This window comes from Candidatus Bathyarchaeota archaeon (assembly GCA_023131225.1).
In the GTDB taxonomy this organism is placed as follows: Archaea; Thermoproteota; Bathyarchaeia; order Bathyarchaeales; family SOJC01; genus JAGLZW01.
Window position 1 is genome coordinate 19,616 of record JAGLZW010000034.1, and the last position, 16,322, is coordinate 35,937.

General features: G+C 42.3%; 15 protein-coding genes and 1 rRNA gene. 7 read left to right on the top strand and 9 right to left on the bottom strand.

What is annotated here, in order from left to right; translation table 11 throughout:
- The first annotated feature begins 151 nt into the window (after positions 1–151).
- The 3 genes from KAU88_08750 to KAU88_08760 all read left to right on the top strand — a co-directional run bounded on the left by KAU88_08750 (position 152) and on the right by KAU88_08760 (position 5,439).
- Complete coding sequence (locus KAU88_08750) at positions 152–4,687, top strand: right-handed parallel beta-helix repeat-containing protein (GenBank protein MCK4478596.1); 4,536 nt, start codon at positions 152–154, stop codon at positions 4,685–4,687.
- A 330-nt stretch (positions 4,688–5,017) separates the two neighbouring features.
- Entirely contained in the window at positions 5,018–5,245 is a 228-nt protein-coding gene (locus KAU88_08755; protein MCK4478597.1) for an RNA-binding protein, read from the top strand.
- A gap of 5 nt (positions 5,246–5,250) precedes the next feature.
- Positions 5,251–5,439, top strand: coding sequence for a 50S ribosomal protein L37e (locus KAU88_08760; protein ID MCK4478598.1), 189 nt, complete (start codon positions 5,251–5,253; stop codon positions 5,437–5,439).
- Positions 5,440–5,508: 69 nt separating this feature from the next.
- On the opposite strand, the gene KAU88_08765 is transcribed toward KAU88_08760, so the two are convergent.
- Positions 5,509–6,123 carry a hypothetical protein gene (locus KAU88_08765; GenBank protein MCK4478599.1) on the bottom strand — a complete coding sequence of 205 codons (615 nt, stop codon included), beginning with the start codon at positions 6,121–6,123 and terminating at the stop codon, positions 5,509–5,511.
- Between the two features lie 233 nt (positions 6,124–6,356).
- Here KAU88_08765 and KAU88_08770 point away from each other — a divergent pair, with 233 nt between their 5' ends.
- Positions 6,357–6,743, top strand: a complete 387-nt coding sequence (locus KAU88_08770) for a hypothetical protein (GenBank protein ID MCK4478600.1) — start codon at positions 6,357–6,359, stop codon at positions 6,741–6,743.
- Positions 6,744–6,855: 112 nt separating this feature from the next.
- Here the strand turns inward: KAU88_08770 and KAU88_08775 are convergent, their stop codons facing one another.
- Entirely contained in the window at positions 6,856–7,536 is a 681-nt protein-coding gene (locus KAU88_08775; protein ID MCK4478601.1) for an HAD family hydrolase, read from the bottom strand.
- A 461-nt stretch (positions 7,537–7,997) separates the two neighbouring features.
- A complete protein-coding gene (locus KAU88_08780) occupies positions 7,998–8,309 on the bottom strand; it encodes a winged helix DNA-binding domain-containing protein (GenBank protein MCK4478602.1) in 312 nt (103 codons plus the stop codon).
- Between the two features lie 137 nt (positions 8,310–8,446).
- Between KAU88_08780 and rpsJ the strand changes: the two genes are divergently transcribed.
- Complete coding sequence (rpsJ, locus tag KAU88_08785) at positions 8,447–8,755, top strand: 30S ribosomal protein S10 (protein ID MCK4478603.1); 309 nt, start codon at positions 8,447–8,449, stop codon at positions 8,753–8,755.
- A gap of 2 nt (positions 8,756–8,757) precedes the next feature.
- Here the strand turns inward: rpsJ and KAU88_08790 are convergent, their stop codons facing one another.
- Both KAU88_08790 and cofE read right to left on the bottom strand, forming a co-directional pair.
- The gene (locus tag KAU88_08790; GenBank protein ID MCK4478604.1) at positions 8,758–9,540 is read right to left on the bottom strand and encodes a hypothetical protein; all 783 of its coding nucleotides are present in this window, start codon (positions 9,538–9,540) and stop codon (positions 8,758–8,760) included.
- A gap of 101 nt (positions 9,541–9,641) precedes the next feature.
- Positions 9,642–10,412, bottom strand: a complete 771-nt coding sequence (cofE, locus tag KAU88_08795; GenBank protein MCK4478605.1) for a coenzyme F420-0:L-glutamate ligase — start codon at positions 10,410–10,412, stop codon at positions 9,642–9,644.
- A 111-nt stretch (positions 10,413–10,523) separates the two neighbouring features.
- Here cofE and KAU88_08800 point away from each other — a divergent pair, with 111 nt between their 5' ends.
- Positions 10,524–11,402 (top strand): hypothetical protein, encoded by an 879-nt coding sequence (locus KAU88_08800; protein MCK4478606.1) that lies wholly within the window; start codon positions 10,524–10,526, stop codon positions 11,400–11,402.
- Here KAU88_08800 and KAU88_08805 read toward each other — a convergent pair.
- From KAU88_08805 to KAU88_08820, 4 genes are all read right to left on the bottom strand, one after another.
- A complete protein-coding gene (locus tag KAU88_08805) occupies positions 11,399–11,953 on the bottom strand; it encodes a GNAT family N-acetyltransferase (protein ID MCK4478607.1) in 555 nt (184 codons plus the stop codon). The genes KAU88_08800 and KAU88_08805 overlap by 4 nt on opposite strands.
- A 22-nt stretch (positions 11,954–11,975) precedes the next feature.
- Entirely contained in the window at positions 11,976–12,434 is a 459-nt protein-coding gene (locus KAU88_08810; protein ID MCK4478608.1) for an RDD family protein, read from the bottom strand.
- Between the two features lie 86 nt (positions 12,435–12,520).
- Positions 12,521–13,906 (bottom strand): RtcB family protein, encoded by a 1,386-nt coding sequence (locus tag KAU88_08815; protein ID MCK4478609.1) that lies wholly within the window; start codon positions 13,904–13,906, stop codon positions 12,521–12,523.
- 214 nt (positions 13,907–14,120) lie between these two features.
- Positions 14,121–14,939, bottom strand: a complete 819-nt coding sequence (locus KAU88_08820; protein ID MCK4478610.1) for an MBL fold metallo-hydrolase — start codon at positions 14,937–14,939, stop codon at positions 14,121–14,123.
- A gap of 746 nt (positions 14,940–15,685) precedes the next feature.
- Between KAU88_08820 and KAU88_08825 the strand changes: the two genes are divergently transcribed.
- Positions 15,686–16,322: ribosomal RNA gene (locus KAU88_08825) — 16S ribosomal RNA — on the top strand; the annotation flags it as partial.

Sequence of the window (16,322 nt, forward strand, 5' to 3'; positions counted from 1 at the left end):
AGAAATCGTGTAGATAGATTTACATAGTAAACCAGTTGAGAAGCCATCTGAACATTCCATTTTTTATCCAAAATTGTGGGCATGCAAGCGAATAGAAGATTCTTTCAGAAATATTAATAGTTGCCGAGACATAGGGAGTTTGGGGGAAAGAGTGAGAAAATTAGCTTCAGCGGTTATTCTGGCATTGCTTTTGGTTAGCACACTAGCACTAGCATTTAACATTCAACCAGCTGAGGCAGAATCTAAAGCTCAAACTGTGGATAACACTGTATCAGCAGGCTTTTCAGAAATACAAGAAATTGTGACCGAAATGAATCCAACGAAAACCTGCCGTAATTCAATAACCCAGTTGTCTAAATCAGCAACCAAATCTTTTTTCAAAAACGAATTGCATGCACAATCGACGGGTATATTTCCACTGCCTTTTGAGGAGTGCGATAAGTGGTATTTTGGCAAAGAAGTAAAGTGGGGTGATTTTGCTTATGTTGATGATGATTCTGCAGAGCTCGTAATAGGACTTAACGACCTACGGCCAAGGAGTTACTCCGAGATCGATGATTTAATTGTAAGCAGTGGTGGAGAACTTGTCAACACAATTTCAATAGATGGCAAAGTAACTGCCATTGTAGCTGATATGCCTTATGAAGTTATGCCTATTTTTGTATCAGAAGTTCGGATGGCAAAGTTGTCGAGGTATATCGAGCCTAACGTGAGGTTCGAGGTTGATCTTGTTCCAAATGATCTTGGTTGGTTGAAGCAATGGGGGCCAGTCAAGATAGAGGCAGATAAAGCTTGGGACACGCAAACTGGCAATCCTTCGGTTCTTGTGGCAGTAATTGATACAGGTATTGACTGGAATCACCCTGATTTGGCTGCTAATTACGTTGCCTTAGGATACGATTGGGTGAACAATGACCCAGATCCCATGGACGACGTAGGACATGGTACTCATTGCGCTGGAATAATTGCTGCTGTACTCAACAACAAAATAGGTATAGCAGGATTAGCTCAAATTCAAATTATGGCTGAGAAAGGTCTGGGACCTAGAGGAGGACGATCAGACGAGCTCGCCAAAGCCATTATTCATGCAGTAGATCAAGGAGCAAAAATTCTCAGTTGTAGTTGGGGTAGTGGTGTGAAAAGCAATGTTGTGCGCGAGGCTCTGGAATACGCTTATGACCACAGTGTATTGGTGATTGGATCAGCTGGAAACAACGCTGCAAGCATGGAGCGCTATCCCGCTGCTTACGACGAAGTTGTAGCAGTTACTGCAACCGACGAATTTGACGATCCAGCTGAGTTTACCAACTTTGGGGACTGGGTTGAAGTTGCAGCGCCTGGCGTTTACATATACTCGACGATTTGGGACGATTCATATGCACATATGAGCGGTACATCGATGTCAGCCCCACATGTTTCTGGTGTTGCTGCTTTGATTTGGAGCCAGTTTCCAAGCATGTCACGAGATCAAGTGTACGCTCAACTGCGTTTCACCGTGGACGACTTGGGCTCGTCTGGGTTTGACGAGTATTATGGGTATGGGAGAGTCAACGCACGGAAGGCTGTAGAGCAAACTCCATCTGATCATGATGTCTTTGTTTTGAGATTGAAGACGCCTTCCTATATGAGACTTGACCGTCCAGCAGCTATCGATGCTGCTATACTTAACATGGGAACAAAAGACGAAGGCGACATAATAGTACAACTGTTGGTTAATGGCAGCTTAGTTGACTCAAAAACCATTGGCTTCTTGGTAAGTGGTGCATCTACTTCTGTGAACTACTCGTGGACACCAACGATTGAAGGGGCATATAATATCACAGTTCACGTGGTGCCTGTAATTGGCGAAACTATCATTAATAATAACGCCTTATCCACACAAAAAAGCGTCAAAATATCTCAACTCATCAGGGTTCCAGAGGATTATGGTACAATACAAGGTGCAATAGATGTTGCAAAGGCAGGAGACACCATTTCCGTGGCTTCTGGAACATATTATGAAAACATATGGATAAATGAGGAAGACTTAATGCTTGTTGGAGAAAATATGAATAGTACCATTATTCAGGGAGAAGTTGTTGTGGCTGCAGACAATGTTAACGTCAATGGCTTCACAATTCAGAATGCTTACTTTGGCATAGCAGTTTATGGTTCTAGAGATAGCATAATCAACAATACAAGAACCTTAAACAACGAAATTGGAATATACATTCTTTATTCCGCCAATATTACCCTTGTGAACAATTACATGGCTGGCAACAGCAACAACTTGGACGTCGATGGCTATTCACTTAGCGATTTTATTCATAACGTTGATGCTTCTAATTTCGTTAATGGAAAGCCAGTATATTATTGGATTGATGAACATGACAAGCAGGTTCCTCCTGACGCGGGTTACGTAGCCGCAGTGAACTGTACAAAAATCGTGATTAAGGATTTAAATCTGACAGATAACGGTGAAGGCGTGTTACTCGTTTGCACGAATGAGTCTGTTATAGAGAATATAAATGCATCAGACAATTATGATGGCGTGTATCTAGCATATTCTGTCAACAATACTGTGGGTCGCTGCTTAGTAACAAGCAACTATAATGGTATTTACTTGTATGAATCTATAGGTAACAATGTCAGCCATAATCTAGTGATCGATAATGAGAAAGGCATATACTCATATTATTCAAGTTACAACAGAATTAACTTCAATGAGTTGCTGAACAAAGATGTCGGTCTCCTTTTGGACAAATCGAGCAATACCACGGTTAACAACAACAGAATATTAAACAGCACAGACGGCATTTACTTAAAAAAATCTAGCTGTAACATCCTTAGAAACAATAACATGACAAATAACGAATACAACTTTAGGGTTACGGGTAGTTGTCTCCTGCATTTTTCTCAAGACATCGACAATTCCAACACAGTTGATGGCAAGCCAATTTATTACTGGTTGAATCAAAAAAATAAACAAATTCCAGTTGATGCAGGATATGTAGCAGTCGTAAACTCCACAAACATTGCTGTAAGAGACCTGAACCTAACAAACAATGCACACGGTGTACTCTTTGCATTTACTGCCGAATCCCTCATAGAAAATGTGAATACTTCAAAAAATACGTATGGAATCTACCTGTACAATTCCTTCAACAACGCTGTAGTGGGCAACACAGTAACCTCAAAGAGTAAACGTGGCATTCAACTGATTGGTTCCAACAGTAACACCATTAGCAACAACCTAATTACACGCAATTACATTGGCATTGGTCTATGGTTATCCGCTGAAAATAATACGATTAATAATAATGCAATATCTAACGGTACTTTGGGGGGTGTTGGAATTTACCTGAGCCATTCTATCAGCAATGCTATCGTCAACAACACCGTAACAAACAATGAACATGGCATTACGCTGTACCAATCAAATAGTAGTACTCTTCTGAAAAACATAATTTCAGACAACGAACAGGGTGGTGTCTTCTTATTTTATTCCAGTGGTAATGTTCTCAGAGAGAATAACATGAGTGGCAACGAGTACAATTTCGGAGTTGATGGATATTTCCTCTCGCACTTTGTTCAAGACATTGACACTTCAAATACTGTAGATGGAAAGTCTATTCACTACTTGGTGAACCAACATGATCAAACGATTCCAACCACTGCTGGATATGTAGCTGCCATAAATTCCACAAGCATAACTATAAGAAACTTAGACACAGAAAACAACCTGCAGGGAGTATTACTCGCTTACACAACAAACTCCACAATAATGGATGTGACAACCTCCTGTAACCTCAACGGTATTTACCTATGGTATTCTGAGAATAACACGATAAATGGAAACAACGTTACAAACAACGAAGAGGACGGTATTGGTCTACACTATTCCAATGGCAATACTCTCAGTGGTAATACACTAGAAGACAACTTGATTGGCATAGATATCTACACTGCATCGCACAAGAATACAATTTGCAATAACACAGTATTGAAAAACGTCGGCGGCATCATGTTATATCATTCTGACGATAATATCATTAGCGAAAACAACGTTACAGGTGGTATCGAAGCACCAAATGGTTTAATAGGCATATCATTAACCGCATCTGAAAGCAACATATTAAGCCAAAATACTGTATCTGTCAATCAATTTGTTATTGGTGCAGGAATCCTTTTAGAGTTGTCTTCTACAAATAATACCATTGTTCGGAATACACTATCGGAAAACATGGTTGGCATCTGGATGCGCTATTCTGACGATAGCACAGTGTACCACAACAATTTCATCGACAATTCAAGGCAAGTAATGAGTTTCAACTCAATTAACATTTGGGATAATGGTTATCCTTCAGGTGGAAGCCACTGGAGCGACTACAATGGAACAGACTTGTACAGTGGGCCCTATCAGAATGAGACGGGAAGTGATGGAATAGCAGACGCACCATTCGTTATCGATGGGAACAACACAGATAACTATCCGCTCACAAAGCCTTGGATGCCTGTTACAGGCACGGGCGATTTAAACCACGATGGAAAAGTAAATATTTTCGACATAGTATTGGCAGCGTCAATCTACGGATGCAGAGAAGGAGAACCAAACTGGAACCCAGAGGCAGACCTAGCTCCGAAATACGGAGTAATAGACCTATTCGACTTAGTGACAATAGTATACCATTATGGACAAAGCTGGTAGCAACAATGTAGAAGTGCACACTCGTTTCTCCATGATAGCGTGTGCCGTGAAACCCCCAAAAAATTAGGGAGGGGGGAGGGGAGGGGGGGGGGTCGGTAGCAACGCCTCCTCCAAATAAGACTGTTCAAAGGATTCGACGACTTCGAACAGAAACTCAAACGTGTCGATTCCGGCTATTGAAGCGTTGACATTAAGCTAAATTGCGTGCGCCTGTAGGTATGGTGTACATGGCAAAAAACACATGTAGACGCAGTGAGTTCGTATATAGATACATTTAAATGATTAATGCTTTCACCTATTAAAAGATACAAATTAACGAGAGGGTTAAAAATGAGCGAAATGACAACCCAAATCCTCCAAGAAAGCCTAGGGAAAACGGTACTCGTACGCTTAAAAGGCGGAAAAAGTCTACGAGGAAAACTGAAAGGATTCGACCAACACCTGAACCTAGTACTTGACGAAACTGAAGACACGACAGACCCGGAAAACCCTAAAAAACTAGACATTCTAATTGTCCGAGGCGACAACGTAATAATAATCTCGCCACCTCCAAGGTAAGAAACATGGGAAAAGGCACTGCTTCTTTCGGAAAGCATGGAAGAAAACTTATACACATCAAATGTAGAAGATGCGGTAGAAGAGCCTATAACATAAAGAAGAAAAGATGCGCTGCATGCGGCTACGGAGCTTCACCCACTCTGAAAACTTACTCGTGGCGAACCAAAACTCTTCAAGGAGAAAGAACAAGATAGATTTTTAATTCTCACCAAATCGCAAGAAGAGCATCTTAAGAAAAATCTTATCTAAAACCTTGAGATACTCTAGTGAAGTGCGAAATATTTCTTATCAATCTTCACAAAGATGAGAGGCCCCTTGCTGTGGGAAAGTTGTCTGGCTTTGCGCAAAGTTGTATTTAGAATATTGAGCAGTTTTTCTTGCTCGCTTCTCCAGCCTTGTTTCTTTTCACATGCTCCAAGCTCAAGTTTCAGCAAGTTTTCCGCCATTATAGATGTTCCGCAAATTTCTCCGTTTCTAACCAATGATTCCACCAGAACATCTTTGACCTCTCTGCGGCTTTTTAGCTGCCGCCACAAAGAGTCCGCGTTCTTCAACTGTTTATTCACCTTGGACCATTGAGGAGAAGCATCATTTCCTATAAGAAGCTTGACTCTTTCATTCCACTTCTTAATCCAAAGACCAGCCCATATGCCCACGAACTCCGAAAACTCTTCAGAGTTTTCTTCGAAATACTTGTGAACCTTGTCAATCAAGTCGCAATCACAATTTTCTTTACCGATCAGCCTCCAATGCACCTTTAGGAAGTTCATCAAATCTTCGCAGGCTATCTGTAGAACTCGTCGATCTGAGCCTTGGAGATCTAAAAGTGGATTACGGTCTTTCAAGTATTGTGATAGCATTAGCTCAAGAAAGTTCATTGATGTTCCTTCCACGCTTTCTCCAATTAATACTCGGGTAAGCGTCTTAATTAAGCGTTATTTATGGTATCTTCTATAACATTTTTTGAGAACTATTCTAAATCTCGACATGTAGGCAATCCGCAAAATAGATAGTTACCAAACCGAGACCTTTATGATACCTCTAATATTGATTTCAACTTCATAACTTTCTTATCTTCAGTTTTCATATGGGCATAATAAGTGAAACAACCATGAGTCCACAAGAGTTAGAAGAACTGCAAAAGAAAAAAACCTCGCTAGAAAATGAGCTGCAATCGTTGGACGAAAGAGAAAAGACTTTAGACAAGAAACTTAAAACGTTCGAAGAAAAACTGATGATCCAAGAGTTGGAAGAGAAAGTCAAAGCGAAGCGTGAATCAGTGAACCAGCTTGAATCCAGAATGAAAGAACTTGAAGAGAAATGGAAGGGACCACGAGAGAAATCAGAAGGCTCCGCCAAAGTGCAAGAACACCCAACGCCACAAGTTGCAGAAGAAGCACCACAACAAGAAGAAATGGTAGTAATGGAACCAGATGTGGCGCCGGAAAGCCATAAGCCTGAACAACAAGAGCCCAAAAAGAAACGAAGGTTTTTCTAAGCGATACTCCACGCCATTTGGAACAAAAAAGTTCAAGATTCCAGGGAAAACTAGAGCCTAGTTAGAGCATTTCATAACGTTTTCTGCCAAGCAATGATTCAAGCAACTGCATCTACACTGCTAAAAGCAGCTCAGGAAGTTGATTAATATCTTCTATAATGAGGTCAGGCATCTCCTTTCTTAACTCTTCTTTTTTGAACAACCCTGAGAGTACAGCAACTGTTTTTGCGCCAGCAAGTCTACCGGCTTGAATGTCAACTCCAGAGTCACTAATCACCACACAATCACAGATTGACACTTTGAGTTTATTTGCTGCCTTTAGAATGGCGTCTGGAAAAGGGGTGGGTCTCCGAACCTCTAAAGATGTTATAATTGCCGAAAAATATTGGTCGAGACGCAAGCGTTGCAGTTCTTTTTCCACCAATCTTTTAGAAACACGTCGACGAGTTACCAGAGCAAGCAGGAATTTTCTCGAAAGCCTATGTAAGGTTTTATCGACATTTGGAAACAATCTAGTTTTGCTTGAGGCGATTTTGTAGAAAGACTGCAAAAATAATGTTAGGAATTTCTCTCTCAAAGCATTATCTACATTTGTGTCATTAAAGAAATCGTCGAGAGGAAGGTTAAGTTGTAAATGTCGAGCTATTTCCAAACCCACATTATTGGAACTTTGTTTGCTCCCAATAGCGGAGAGTGCAGTTTCTGCTGCCTCAGCGAAGGCTTCTAAGGAATCAACTATTGTTCCATCTAGATCAATGAGCAGTGCTTTAGCTTTCAGTTTTTGCTGGGTCATTTTTCCATTCTTCTACATCCTTTGTTGCTGTTATAAATAAACTCTTACGGTTTTAAGACAAGAGCAAGGGTCTTACACGCACATTCATCTTACCTTGTTATTTCCGCCTATAGGAAGTGTGAGCCAATGCACGAATAAACCATATTGGAAATCATTACCCTCTTTTCATAACAGTTAATGCATCACGTCACTAACCGCATACACAGGAAGTTAGTGGATTGTCTGAACGTACGAAATGTACGAAGTGTGAAAATAGAGATGCCACAGGCGAAGATGGATTGTGTGACAGTTGCCGTTTCGTTCTAATACTCGATAACATGATGGAAGAAAGACCAATTACGGAAAAACATCTAAGATAACAAGTCAAAAACCAAGTCAGTTGAAAAGAACGGTCTTTAAGTGCAGGAAAACGCTTAAGGACGAAGTGAGGACAGTCGGTAGGCGATTTCGTTTTATATTTCTCAACAGAGCACACTCTTCCATTCCGCAGGTACACGTCGACTGTATAATATTTGCTCTGCGCCGAGGAATCTGCCGAGTTCTTCGATTGTGTTGACCATCGCCCGAGCTGTATCTTCTGATTTTGGGGCGTCTGGCTCGACATAAACAGCGTTAATCTTCAGCCGCCACTGCTTACGGTCCATTATAGGATCTACGCGACCGATAAAACGATCACCGTGCAAGATTGGCATCACATAACAGCCATACTTGCGTTTAGCCTTCGGCAGATAAACTTCAAAGCGGAAATGAAAATTAAAAAGTTGCCCTATCATTTCACCCGTCGACTTATAGCTTTGAAAGCTTTAGATGTACACGCACCCAAAAAGACAGGAATCAAACTGGGATATGAGGAAAAAGTATTTAAAACATGTAGAGTGGATAAGTGAAGCTACCCGGAGAAACTACTGCGATGACGAGAAAAGCGCGAATAAGGCTTACAAGCACCGATTACAAGCGGTTAGAAAGTATATGTAACGAACTGAAAGCCATCGCTGACAAGACAGGCGTCAAAATGACTGGGCCAATTCCTCTACCGACAAAACGACTTAAAGTTCCAGTTCTGAAGTCTCCTTCTGGGGGAGGCACTGCAACTTGGGACAAATGGGAAATGCGCATACACAAAAGGCTTATTGATATTGACGCCGAAGAACGCGTCATGAGGCGAATTATGAGAATACGAGTACCAGAGGACGTATACATAAGCATCGAACTACTCTAGACTCAGAAAGGCAAACATAAAAGACTGAAAATTGCGAGTAAAATCGAAACAGAAAAACTTAGCGCCCATATGATTTTATTCCATGTGAAAATCTTATAGCCATCCATTATGCCAAAAGGGATCAAGTTAAAAACAGCTATGAAAGAATTTATCCATGCACCAAAATACACAATAAAAATTATAGAATAGTTGAAGTCGACAAAACTGAATATCGAGCCTGTCATAAGAAACACCATAGCGAGCGCAATGTTTGTTAAGGGTCCTGCAAAAGCTGTTTTCCCTATTGTTTCTCTATCACATAAACCTGCAATCATAACAGCTCCCGGAGAAATAATCTTGAATAAAGGTGCGAAAATGGAAATCAAAGTAATTAAGGCTCCAATAGTTGTCAGTCGAAATTCTGCCCATAGCCCCTGGCGCTGCGCGGCCATCTTGTGAGCCATCTCGTGTATGAGAAAAGAAAAAGTAAGGACTGCCGCCAAAGACGCAACAGCTGTCAGAGGAAAGTTCAGAAACAGAGAGGCACCTACGCCCATCACAAGCAAGGTTCCGACGGCTAAGTGTTTAAGTTCTGTTGTACTAAACCATATGATTCTATCTCGTCCTCGCGGCGGCACCATAGTGACAGTATGCTGATAAGAACGTTCAGTCTTTGATGTTTTCAGCGTTTTTGCTAGCTGTTCCCTGGGAGCTCGAGCACGCCAAGATTCTGGGCAATTGTGATTTTCAGGTAGACGGTGTTCAACGCAGAAATATTCGCCACAGTATGGGCATTTAAAGGGCATGTAGGTTTCTGCGCTGCACTGCTTACATTCCAATTAGTTTGGCACCTTTAGCGTTTTCATTAGTTTTGTAATTTATATGTTTGCTGCCTACGGAAAAAAAGCTACCAAACATTCTTGAACAAATCTTCCTTTTCGCTGATAACCAAATCTCTAGAAGAAGATTCTTCACCGAAGTTTATTCGATTTAATCCTTTAACAATTGCAACTGGTATTGCTTCTTTTCCTTGTCCCATCACAAGCTCTGCAGCACTAGCCAATTCGTCAACAACGGCGCTGAACTTGACTCGCATAACGTAACCAAACAGGTCTTCTAAGCCGCGATAATCAAAGAAAGGATCGATTCCCCCTAGGCCAATTGCAAAATTCACTTGTCCTCGTCTAAACGACCGACTATACGTGTCAGATATAATGACTCCCACATTTTTTCCAGTTAGCCTCATGATGCTGGAACGTAGACGCCTCGCAGACTCATCGGGATCTACTGGTAAGAGTGCATAACGGTTTGCGCCTTTAATATTGGATTTGTCTATTCCCGCATTTATGTTAACCATGTCTCGTTTGTCTTCGACAATGAGTATTTCCTGTGAGGCTTTTAGAAAACGCTTTGATTCGCTCAAAACCAACTCTACAAGCTTCGGGTTTTTCCCTGTTGCTTCTGCAATTTCTAACGCTTTTCTAGAAGGTTTTACTGTGTCCAGCTGAACTACGCGGTCTTCAGCCTTGGAAATCACCTTCTGCGCAACAATAAGGATGTCCTTGTCTTCAATCTCGACATTGTTGTTCTCTGCTGCTGAAACAATCAAATCAGCCAAATCATCGCCTGCTTTTATAAGAGGAATACCTTCAAGCCCAAAAATACCAAGTTTCTTCACCATTTCAACTGCCTTCTAACTTAAGACTTAAAGTCTAGCCACATCAACAAGAAACCGAAACAACGCTGACAACATTTATTAGTTTATCTCCTTCAACAAACTCGAAAACATATGGAGCTGAAACTGGATCAGTATTTGACCCCTTTCAATTTGGAGTACACTCTACAATGTGGACAACTATTTAGATGGGAGAAGCATGGTGGCTTATGGTATGGCATAGCTGAACAGCGAGTTTTCAAAGTTCGACAGACAAATGATGCTCTTGAGTTTGAAGGCGCAAATGTTGACTTCGTAAAGAATTATTTTCGTTTAGACGACGACCTACCGCATATAATTTCTGAAATCAGCCAAGACGCTCTGACGAAACATGCCATTCAAATATTTCTTGGATTGCGCATAGCAAGACAAAATCCTTGGGAGTGCCTAATTTCATACATCTGCGCCACTCACAAAAGCATACCCGCCATCAAAAACATGATTTTCGATTTGTCAAAACAATTTGGTGATAAAATCGCTTTTGAAGACTATAATTTTTATACGTTTCCAGACGCAGCTGCATTGGCAAAGGCCACTCTGGATGAACTCAGAAGATGCAAATTGGGATTTCGGGCAAAACGAGTTCGAGAAACAGCGAGAATGATCAACTGTAACAAAATCGATTTCGAAATGTTGAAAACGATTGATTATGAGATGGCTAAAGGCAAGCTAATGCAGCTTCCGGGGGTTGGGAATAAGGTGGCTGATTGTGTTTTACTCTTTTCTTTGGAGAAGCTGGAAGCGTTTCCAGTGGATGTTTGGATGAAGCGCATAGTTCAGAATCACTACGCGAACCATTTTGATGCCCTGTTCATTGAGAAGCTCTCAGCGAAAAAGTCGCTATATTCAAAGGATTACAACAGAATAGGTTCGTTTGCTAGAGACTATTTCGGAAAGTATGCTGGATACGCTCAGGAGTATTTGTTTCATTTTGTTAGAAGCAAAGTAGCTTAAAGGTCCAGTCTGACAAGGGCAAAATCCAAGTCTATCTCCTCTTTGACTTCGAATCCTTTTCTCAGATAAAGTCCGATGGGTCCAGAAGGATTGTTCGTTGAGCTCCTTCTGGCAAAGGTTTCAACAGCCTTGAAACCACGTTTTCTTAAATCAATGATTACTTCGTTGAGAAGTTTTTTACCTAGACCTTTTCCTCGGAATTTTTCTTTACTAATGTAAAGGCAAGAGATGAAAGCAACGTTCTCTTCAGATGTTCTTAGCTTTTTAGCCCCGTATTCTTTGATGTTTGGGAATCCGTTTGAGGTGGAGTACTGAACGTAGCCTATCGGCTTGTTTTCAGTGTATAATATTTTGCCGCAGTTTCCAAACTCTTCTAATGTTTTAAGAAACCAAGCGGCTTTCATAGATGCATATTTTAGTTTTTCTTTTTGCTGCAGTTTCTGTCTGCTCTGTTCGAGAACGCTTGGGAGTTCCCAGTACAGGCAACTTCTGCATGGTTCAGGGATTTCATTGACATTATCTCGTGTAATGTTTTTGATTGAAACTTTCATATTGTCTATCTCTTCAAAATTCTTATGGAGTTGGCGGTGGAGGCGGTAACGGAGGAGCAGTTCTTGAAACAACGGTAGTTCCGGCCATGCGGTCACTTATTTTTTGATGGGGATCGCCCAGCGTTGCTAAGCCGATAATTACATCTATGAGAACTAAAATCCAGTAAATCTTGCTAATGTTTCTGATGAAAGCCAAATCTAAAGCGGGTCTGTGTCCACCGAGCTCAATAGTTTTTAGGTTCATTATTTTCTTGCCAACAGTCCACCCATAGTAGAACTCGAGCAAAGCGAAGTACAAGATACTTAAGACTCCCGCAAAGAAGGGAAATGTGAAAAAGTGAAAAGGAATGGTAATAATTGCTACGATTATTGAAGTACCTATGCCCACTATTATGCTGTCGATAATAAAAGCCACAAGTCTCCTTATCCAGTGATCTTGAAGTCGTGCATCTCTTCCGATTCTTTCAAAGCCTGTTGACATAGTTTTCCACAAGCAGATTCCCGTTAGTCTTTACGATATATATCATTTCTGCCCTTTGCGAAAAAGAAAGAAAAAATGGGAAGTTTTTAACCTTTCACAACTGCCAATGGGAACAGTTGAGCGACACGTGTGGCAATTCCTACTTTGTCGCTTACCTCCACCACTTTATCTACATTCTTATAAGCCGGATCAGCTTCCTCTGCAAGGACAACCGCACTTGCCGCTCGAACCACCATTCCACGTTTCTCCAAAGCCCTTTTAACATCACCACCCCAGAACCTTCGTCTTGCCGCAGTTCGACTCATCATTCTACCAGCCCCGTGAGCCGCAGACCCAAAAGATACTTCCATAGCTTTCGCCGCGCCAACCAGAAGCCACGAGCTTGAACCCATGCTCCCTGGAATAATAACAGGTTGCCCAAATTCGCGGTAGTCAACGGGCACATCAGGATTACCTGGTGGAAAAGCTCTCGTAGCCCCTTTCCGGTGAATCCAAACTTTCTTGCGTTGACCGTTAACTTGATGTTCTTCAATTTTAGCGATATTATGTGCCACATCATAGACAAGTTGAAGACCGAATGTTTCCGCTGGCTGCTTGAACACACGTTCAAAACTTTGTCTCACCAAATGTGTTATGGCTTGGCGGTTAGAGAAGGCATAATTAACTGCACATGACATCGCTTGGAAATAGTCTTCTGCTTCTTTAGTATTCCCAGGGGCGCACGCAAGCTCTCGATCAGGTAAGTTAATTTTGTATTTATGCACCGCTCGCTCCATTACTCGGAGATAGTCGGAACAAATCTGATGTCCATAACCACGAGAACCGCAATGAATCATGACAGTGACTTGTCCTTCCTCATTTATGCCGAAGGCTTTAGCCACATCAGGATTGTAGATTTTGCCAACTTTCTGAATTTCAAGGAAATGGTTGCCTGAGCCTAAGGTGCCAATTTGAGTTGTTCCCCGGTTTTTGGCCGTGGTTGAAACTTTATCGGAGTTTGCTGATTTCATATTGCCTCTCTCCTCACAATGTTCAACATCTTCTTTCCATCCCATTCCCTTCTCTACAATCCACGGAACCCCTTCTACTGCTAGTCTGTCGAGTTCGTTTGTTGTGATTCGAAAATCTTTTCTGCGGCTACCGAGGCCGCATGGAACGTTATTGAACATCGTGTTTGTCAAATCTGTTAGCTTGGGCTGTACGTCTTCTTCGCTGAGGTTGGTCGTCAGTAGTCTTACGCCACAGTTTATGTCGTACCCTACCCCTCCAGGACTGATAACCCCTTCTTCATAATCTGTCGCGGCAACTCCTCCAATAGGGAAGCCGTATCCTTCATGTCCATCAGGCAATGTTATTGCGTACTTGTAAATACCCGGCAAATGAGCGACATTGGTGCATTGTTCCAACGTTCTGTCTGTCTTCATTTTTTCCAATAGTTCTTCATCTGCAAGTACTAAACCTGGAACGCGCATCCCGGGTTTGTATTTTTGTGGGATGCGCCACGAGTAGTTATCAAGTCTTTCAAGAGGGACGTTATAGATCGCGCGTCTCTTCTGTCTCGTTTTATTCAACACTTTTCACTCTATAAAGTGTGAATGTAAGGCTAGATATAAGTAATTTTGGTGTAGAAACCAAAGATTTCAAGCTGTTAACAGTTGGCGTGCAGAGTCGATTGAGAGTCTATTACTAATGCACCTCTGCCTTGTATTTGAAATAGTCTCTGAAACCTTGGATGTTTTGCAAAATGATGCCTCTGCTCATAATGGGGTGAATCTTAATGTACTCATCTACTTCACGTACGGCGGAATCTCTTCTCGAGATTTCCTCTCCCATCTCTTCTATAGTCGCATTGTTCTTCATTTTTTCAGATACAACATCCGCCCAGAGTCTCAACTGGTCAGCATGCGTCTGCAGGTTCTCTAAAGCGTCTGTTGTTCGACCAAAATGCGAATAATATAACAGCTTAGGTTTCAATTGCCTCAGTTTTTCGATTGAAGCCAATGTTGTCTCAAAATGAAAAGGCGGCGGGGTTGTCGGTATGGCGACATCGTATTCAGGTATGTAGATTCCAGCTGAATCTCCAGGAAAAACGCCTTGGCTTCTTTTTTCGTAGAAACTTTGGTGGTGAGATGCGTGACCAGGAGTTTCTATAACTGCTAGTTCAACGCCTTCTCCCAAATCGAATATCATTCCATCTTCTGCAGTTATTATTCGCTCGTTGGCAACTGGCACAGGTTCCTCGTAGAGCTTAGCAACCTTGCCTAACACCTGTTGCGCCTGCGTCCACAACTTCTCTGGGTTTACAATGTGTGGAACGCCTCTCTTATGAACAATTATTTTTGCCTTTGGTAAGTAGCTAAGAAGTGCACCTGCACCTCCGCAATGATCCAAGTGAATGTGGGAAACCGCCACATAATCAACATCTTTGACATCCACTTTTATCTCCTTCAGTCCAGCCAACAGGTTTGGAACAGTCGCTGTGGGTCCAGTTTCAATGATTGCCACTTTATCTGCTTCTAGTACATAGGATGCAATAAAACTGCTAAAACCAGCTGGTTTGAGATCTATCAAGGAAATGTGCCGGTCGAGTCTGGTGCTGAACACTTCTTTACACGACCACAATACCACCGCACTAGCGCTTTTAACCCTTTCAGAAAAGCGAATTTTATGGAGCTCTCTAAAGTATTTCATAAATTATGACTGCCCTTAGTGTTGCTGTCATAGATAAGTGCAGAATAAAGAATGACGAAAATCTGATGTTACAATGTTTCTATTATTAGAAATTTGACGAAGCCTGAAATGCCTCAACGCTAAATTCAGTAATAGTCAACCAGTTGCCCATCATTTGTCCAACCGACATTTTAGGAAAACGTTGTTTGAAGCCGTTATAGCATACTTCTCTCAGTTCTACTGCATAAGCGTCGCACACACATTTTCAAAGAGCTAATTTTATTAGTCACAGTCACGCAATATTTATATTGGGAAATCCCTTCTATGGGTTCCCTTAGCGACTAGTCATCGCTATCAACGTTAAAAACGTCCCGTAACTCTTCCGGCGGCGGCGTCAACCCAGACGTTAAAGGCGCTTAGAAACGCCCTAAGGATGACTAAAACATGGTTGACCTCCAGTTACGGGGACAAAAAATGGAGACCTGATGATCAAAGTTAGGTCTAACATGGGCTTAGCGCACACGCAACAACCCCCAAATCCAACCCACAGCAAAAGCGGCAAAAACTCCCAACACGATACAAATCCGGTTGATCCTGCCGGACCTTACTGCTATCGGGATAGGACTAAGACATGTTAGTCGTGCGTCTCCCAGCCATGAAAGAGACGCGGCACACGGCTCAGTAACATGTGGCTAACCTGCCCTTAGGACAGAGACAACCCCGGGAAACTGGGGCTAATCTCTGATAGGTGTGGAGTTCTGGAATGAATCTACACCTAAAAGATGCCTGAATCATGCTTTAGACATCGCCTAAGGATGGGGCCGCAGCCGATCAGGTTGTTGGTGAGGTAATGGCTCACCAAGCCTATAACCGGTACGGGCCGCGGGAGCGGTAGCCCGGAGATGGACACTGAGATAAGGGTCCAGGCCCTACGGGGCGCAGCAGTCGCGAAAACTCCACAATGCGCGAAAGCGCGATGGGGCTATCCCGAGTGCCGTCCGCTGAGGATGGCTTTTCTCCAGTGTAAGGAGCTGGAGGAATAAGGAGAGGGCAAGCCTGGTGTCAGCCGCCGCGGTAATACCAGCTCTCCGAGTGGTAGGGATGTTTATTGGGCTTAAAGCGTCCGTAGCCGGCTCATCAAGTCCTTCGTTAAATCCAGCGATTCAATCGTTGGGCTGCGGGGGATACTGCTGGGCTAGGGGGCGGGAGAGGCCGACG

Excerpts from the sequence above, each read along its gene's own strand:
- KAU88_08755 (MCK4478597.1), top strand. The coding sequence starts at position 5,018 with ATGAGCGAAATGACAACCCAAATCCTCCAAGAAAGCCTAGGGAAAACG.
- KAU88_08760 (MCK4478598.1), top strand. The coding sequence starts at position 5,251 with ATGGGAAAAGGCACTGCTTCTTTCGGAAAGCATGGAAGAAAACTTATA.
- KAU88_08765 (MCK4478599.1), bottom strand. The coding sequence starts at position 6,123 with ATGAACTTTCTTGAGCTAATGCTATCACAATACTTGAAAGACCGTAAT.
- KAU88_08770 (MCK4478600.1), top strand. The coding sequence starts at position 6,357 with ATGAGTCCACAAGAGTTAGAAGAACTGCAAAAGAAAAAAACCTCGCTA.
- KAU88_08775 (MCK4478601.1), bottom strand. The coding sequence starts at position 7,536 with ATGACCCAGCAAAAACTGAAAGCTAAAGCACTGCTCATTGATCTAGAT.
- KAU88_08780 (MCK4478602.1), bottom strand. The coding sequence starts at position 8,309 with ATGATAGGGCAACTTTTTAATTTTCATTTCCGCTTTGAAGTTTATCTG.
- rpsJ (MCK4478603.1), top strand. The coding sequence starts at position 8,447 with ATGACGAGAAAAGCGCGAATAAGGCTTACAAGCACCGATTACAAGCGG.
- KAU88_08790 (MCK4478604.1), bottom strand. The coding sequence starts at position 9,540 with ATGCCCTTTAAATGCCCATACTGTGGCGAATATTTCTGCGTTGAACAC.
- KAU88_08800 (MCK4478606.1), top strand. The coding sequence starts at position 10,524 with ATGGAGCTGAAACTGGATCAGTATTTGACCCCTTTCAATTTGGAGTAC.
- KAU88_08805 (MCK4478607.1), bottom strand. The coding sequence starts at position 11,953 with ATGAAAGTTTCAATCAAAAACATTACACGAGATAATGTCAATGAAATC.
- KAU88_08810 (MCK4478608.1), bottom strand. The coding sequence starts at position 12,434 with ATGTCAACAGGCTTTGAAAGAATCGGAAGAGATGCACGACTTCAAGAT.
- KAU88_08815 (MCK4478609.1), bottom strand. The coding sequence starts at position 13,906 with ATGCGCGTTCCAGGTTTAGTACTTGCAGATGAAGAACTATTGGAAAAA.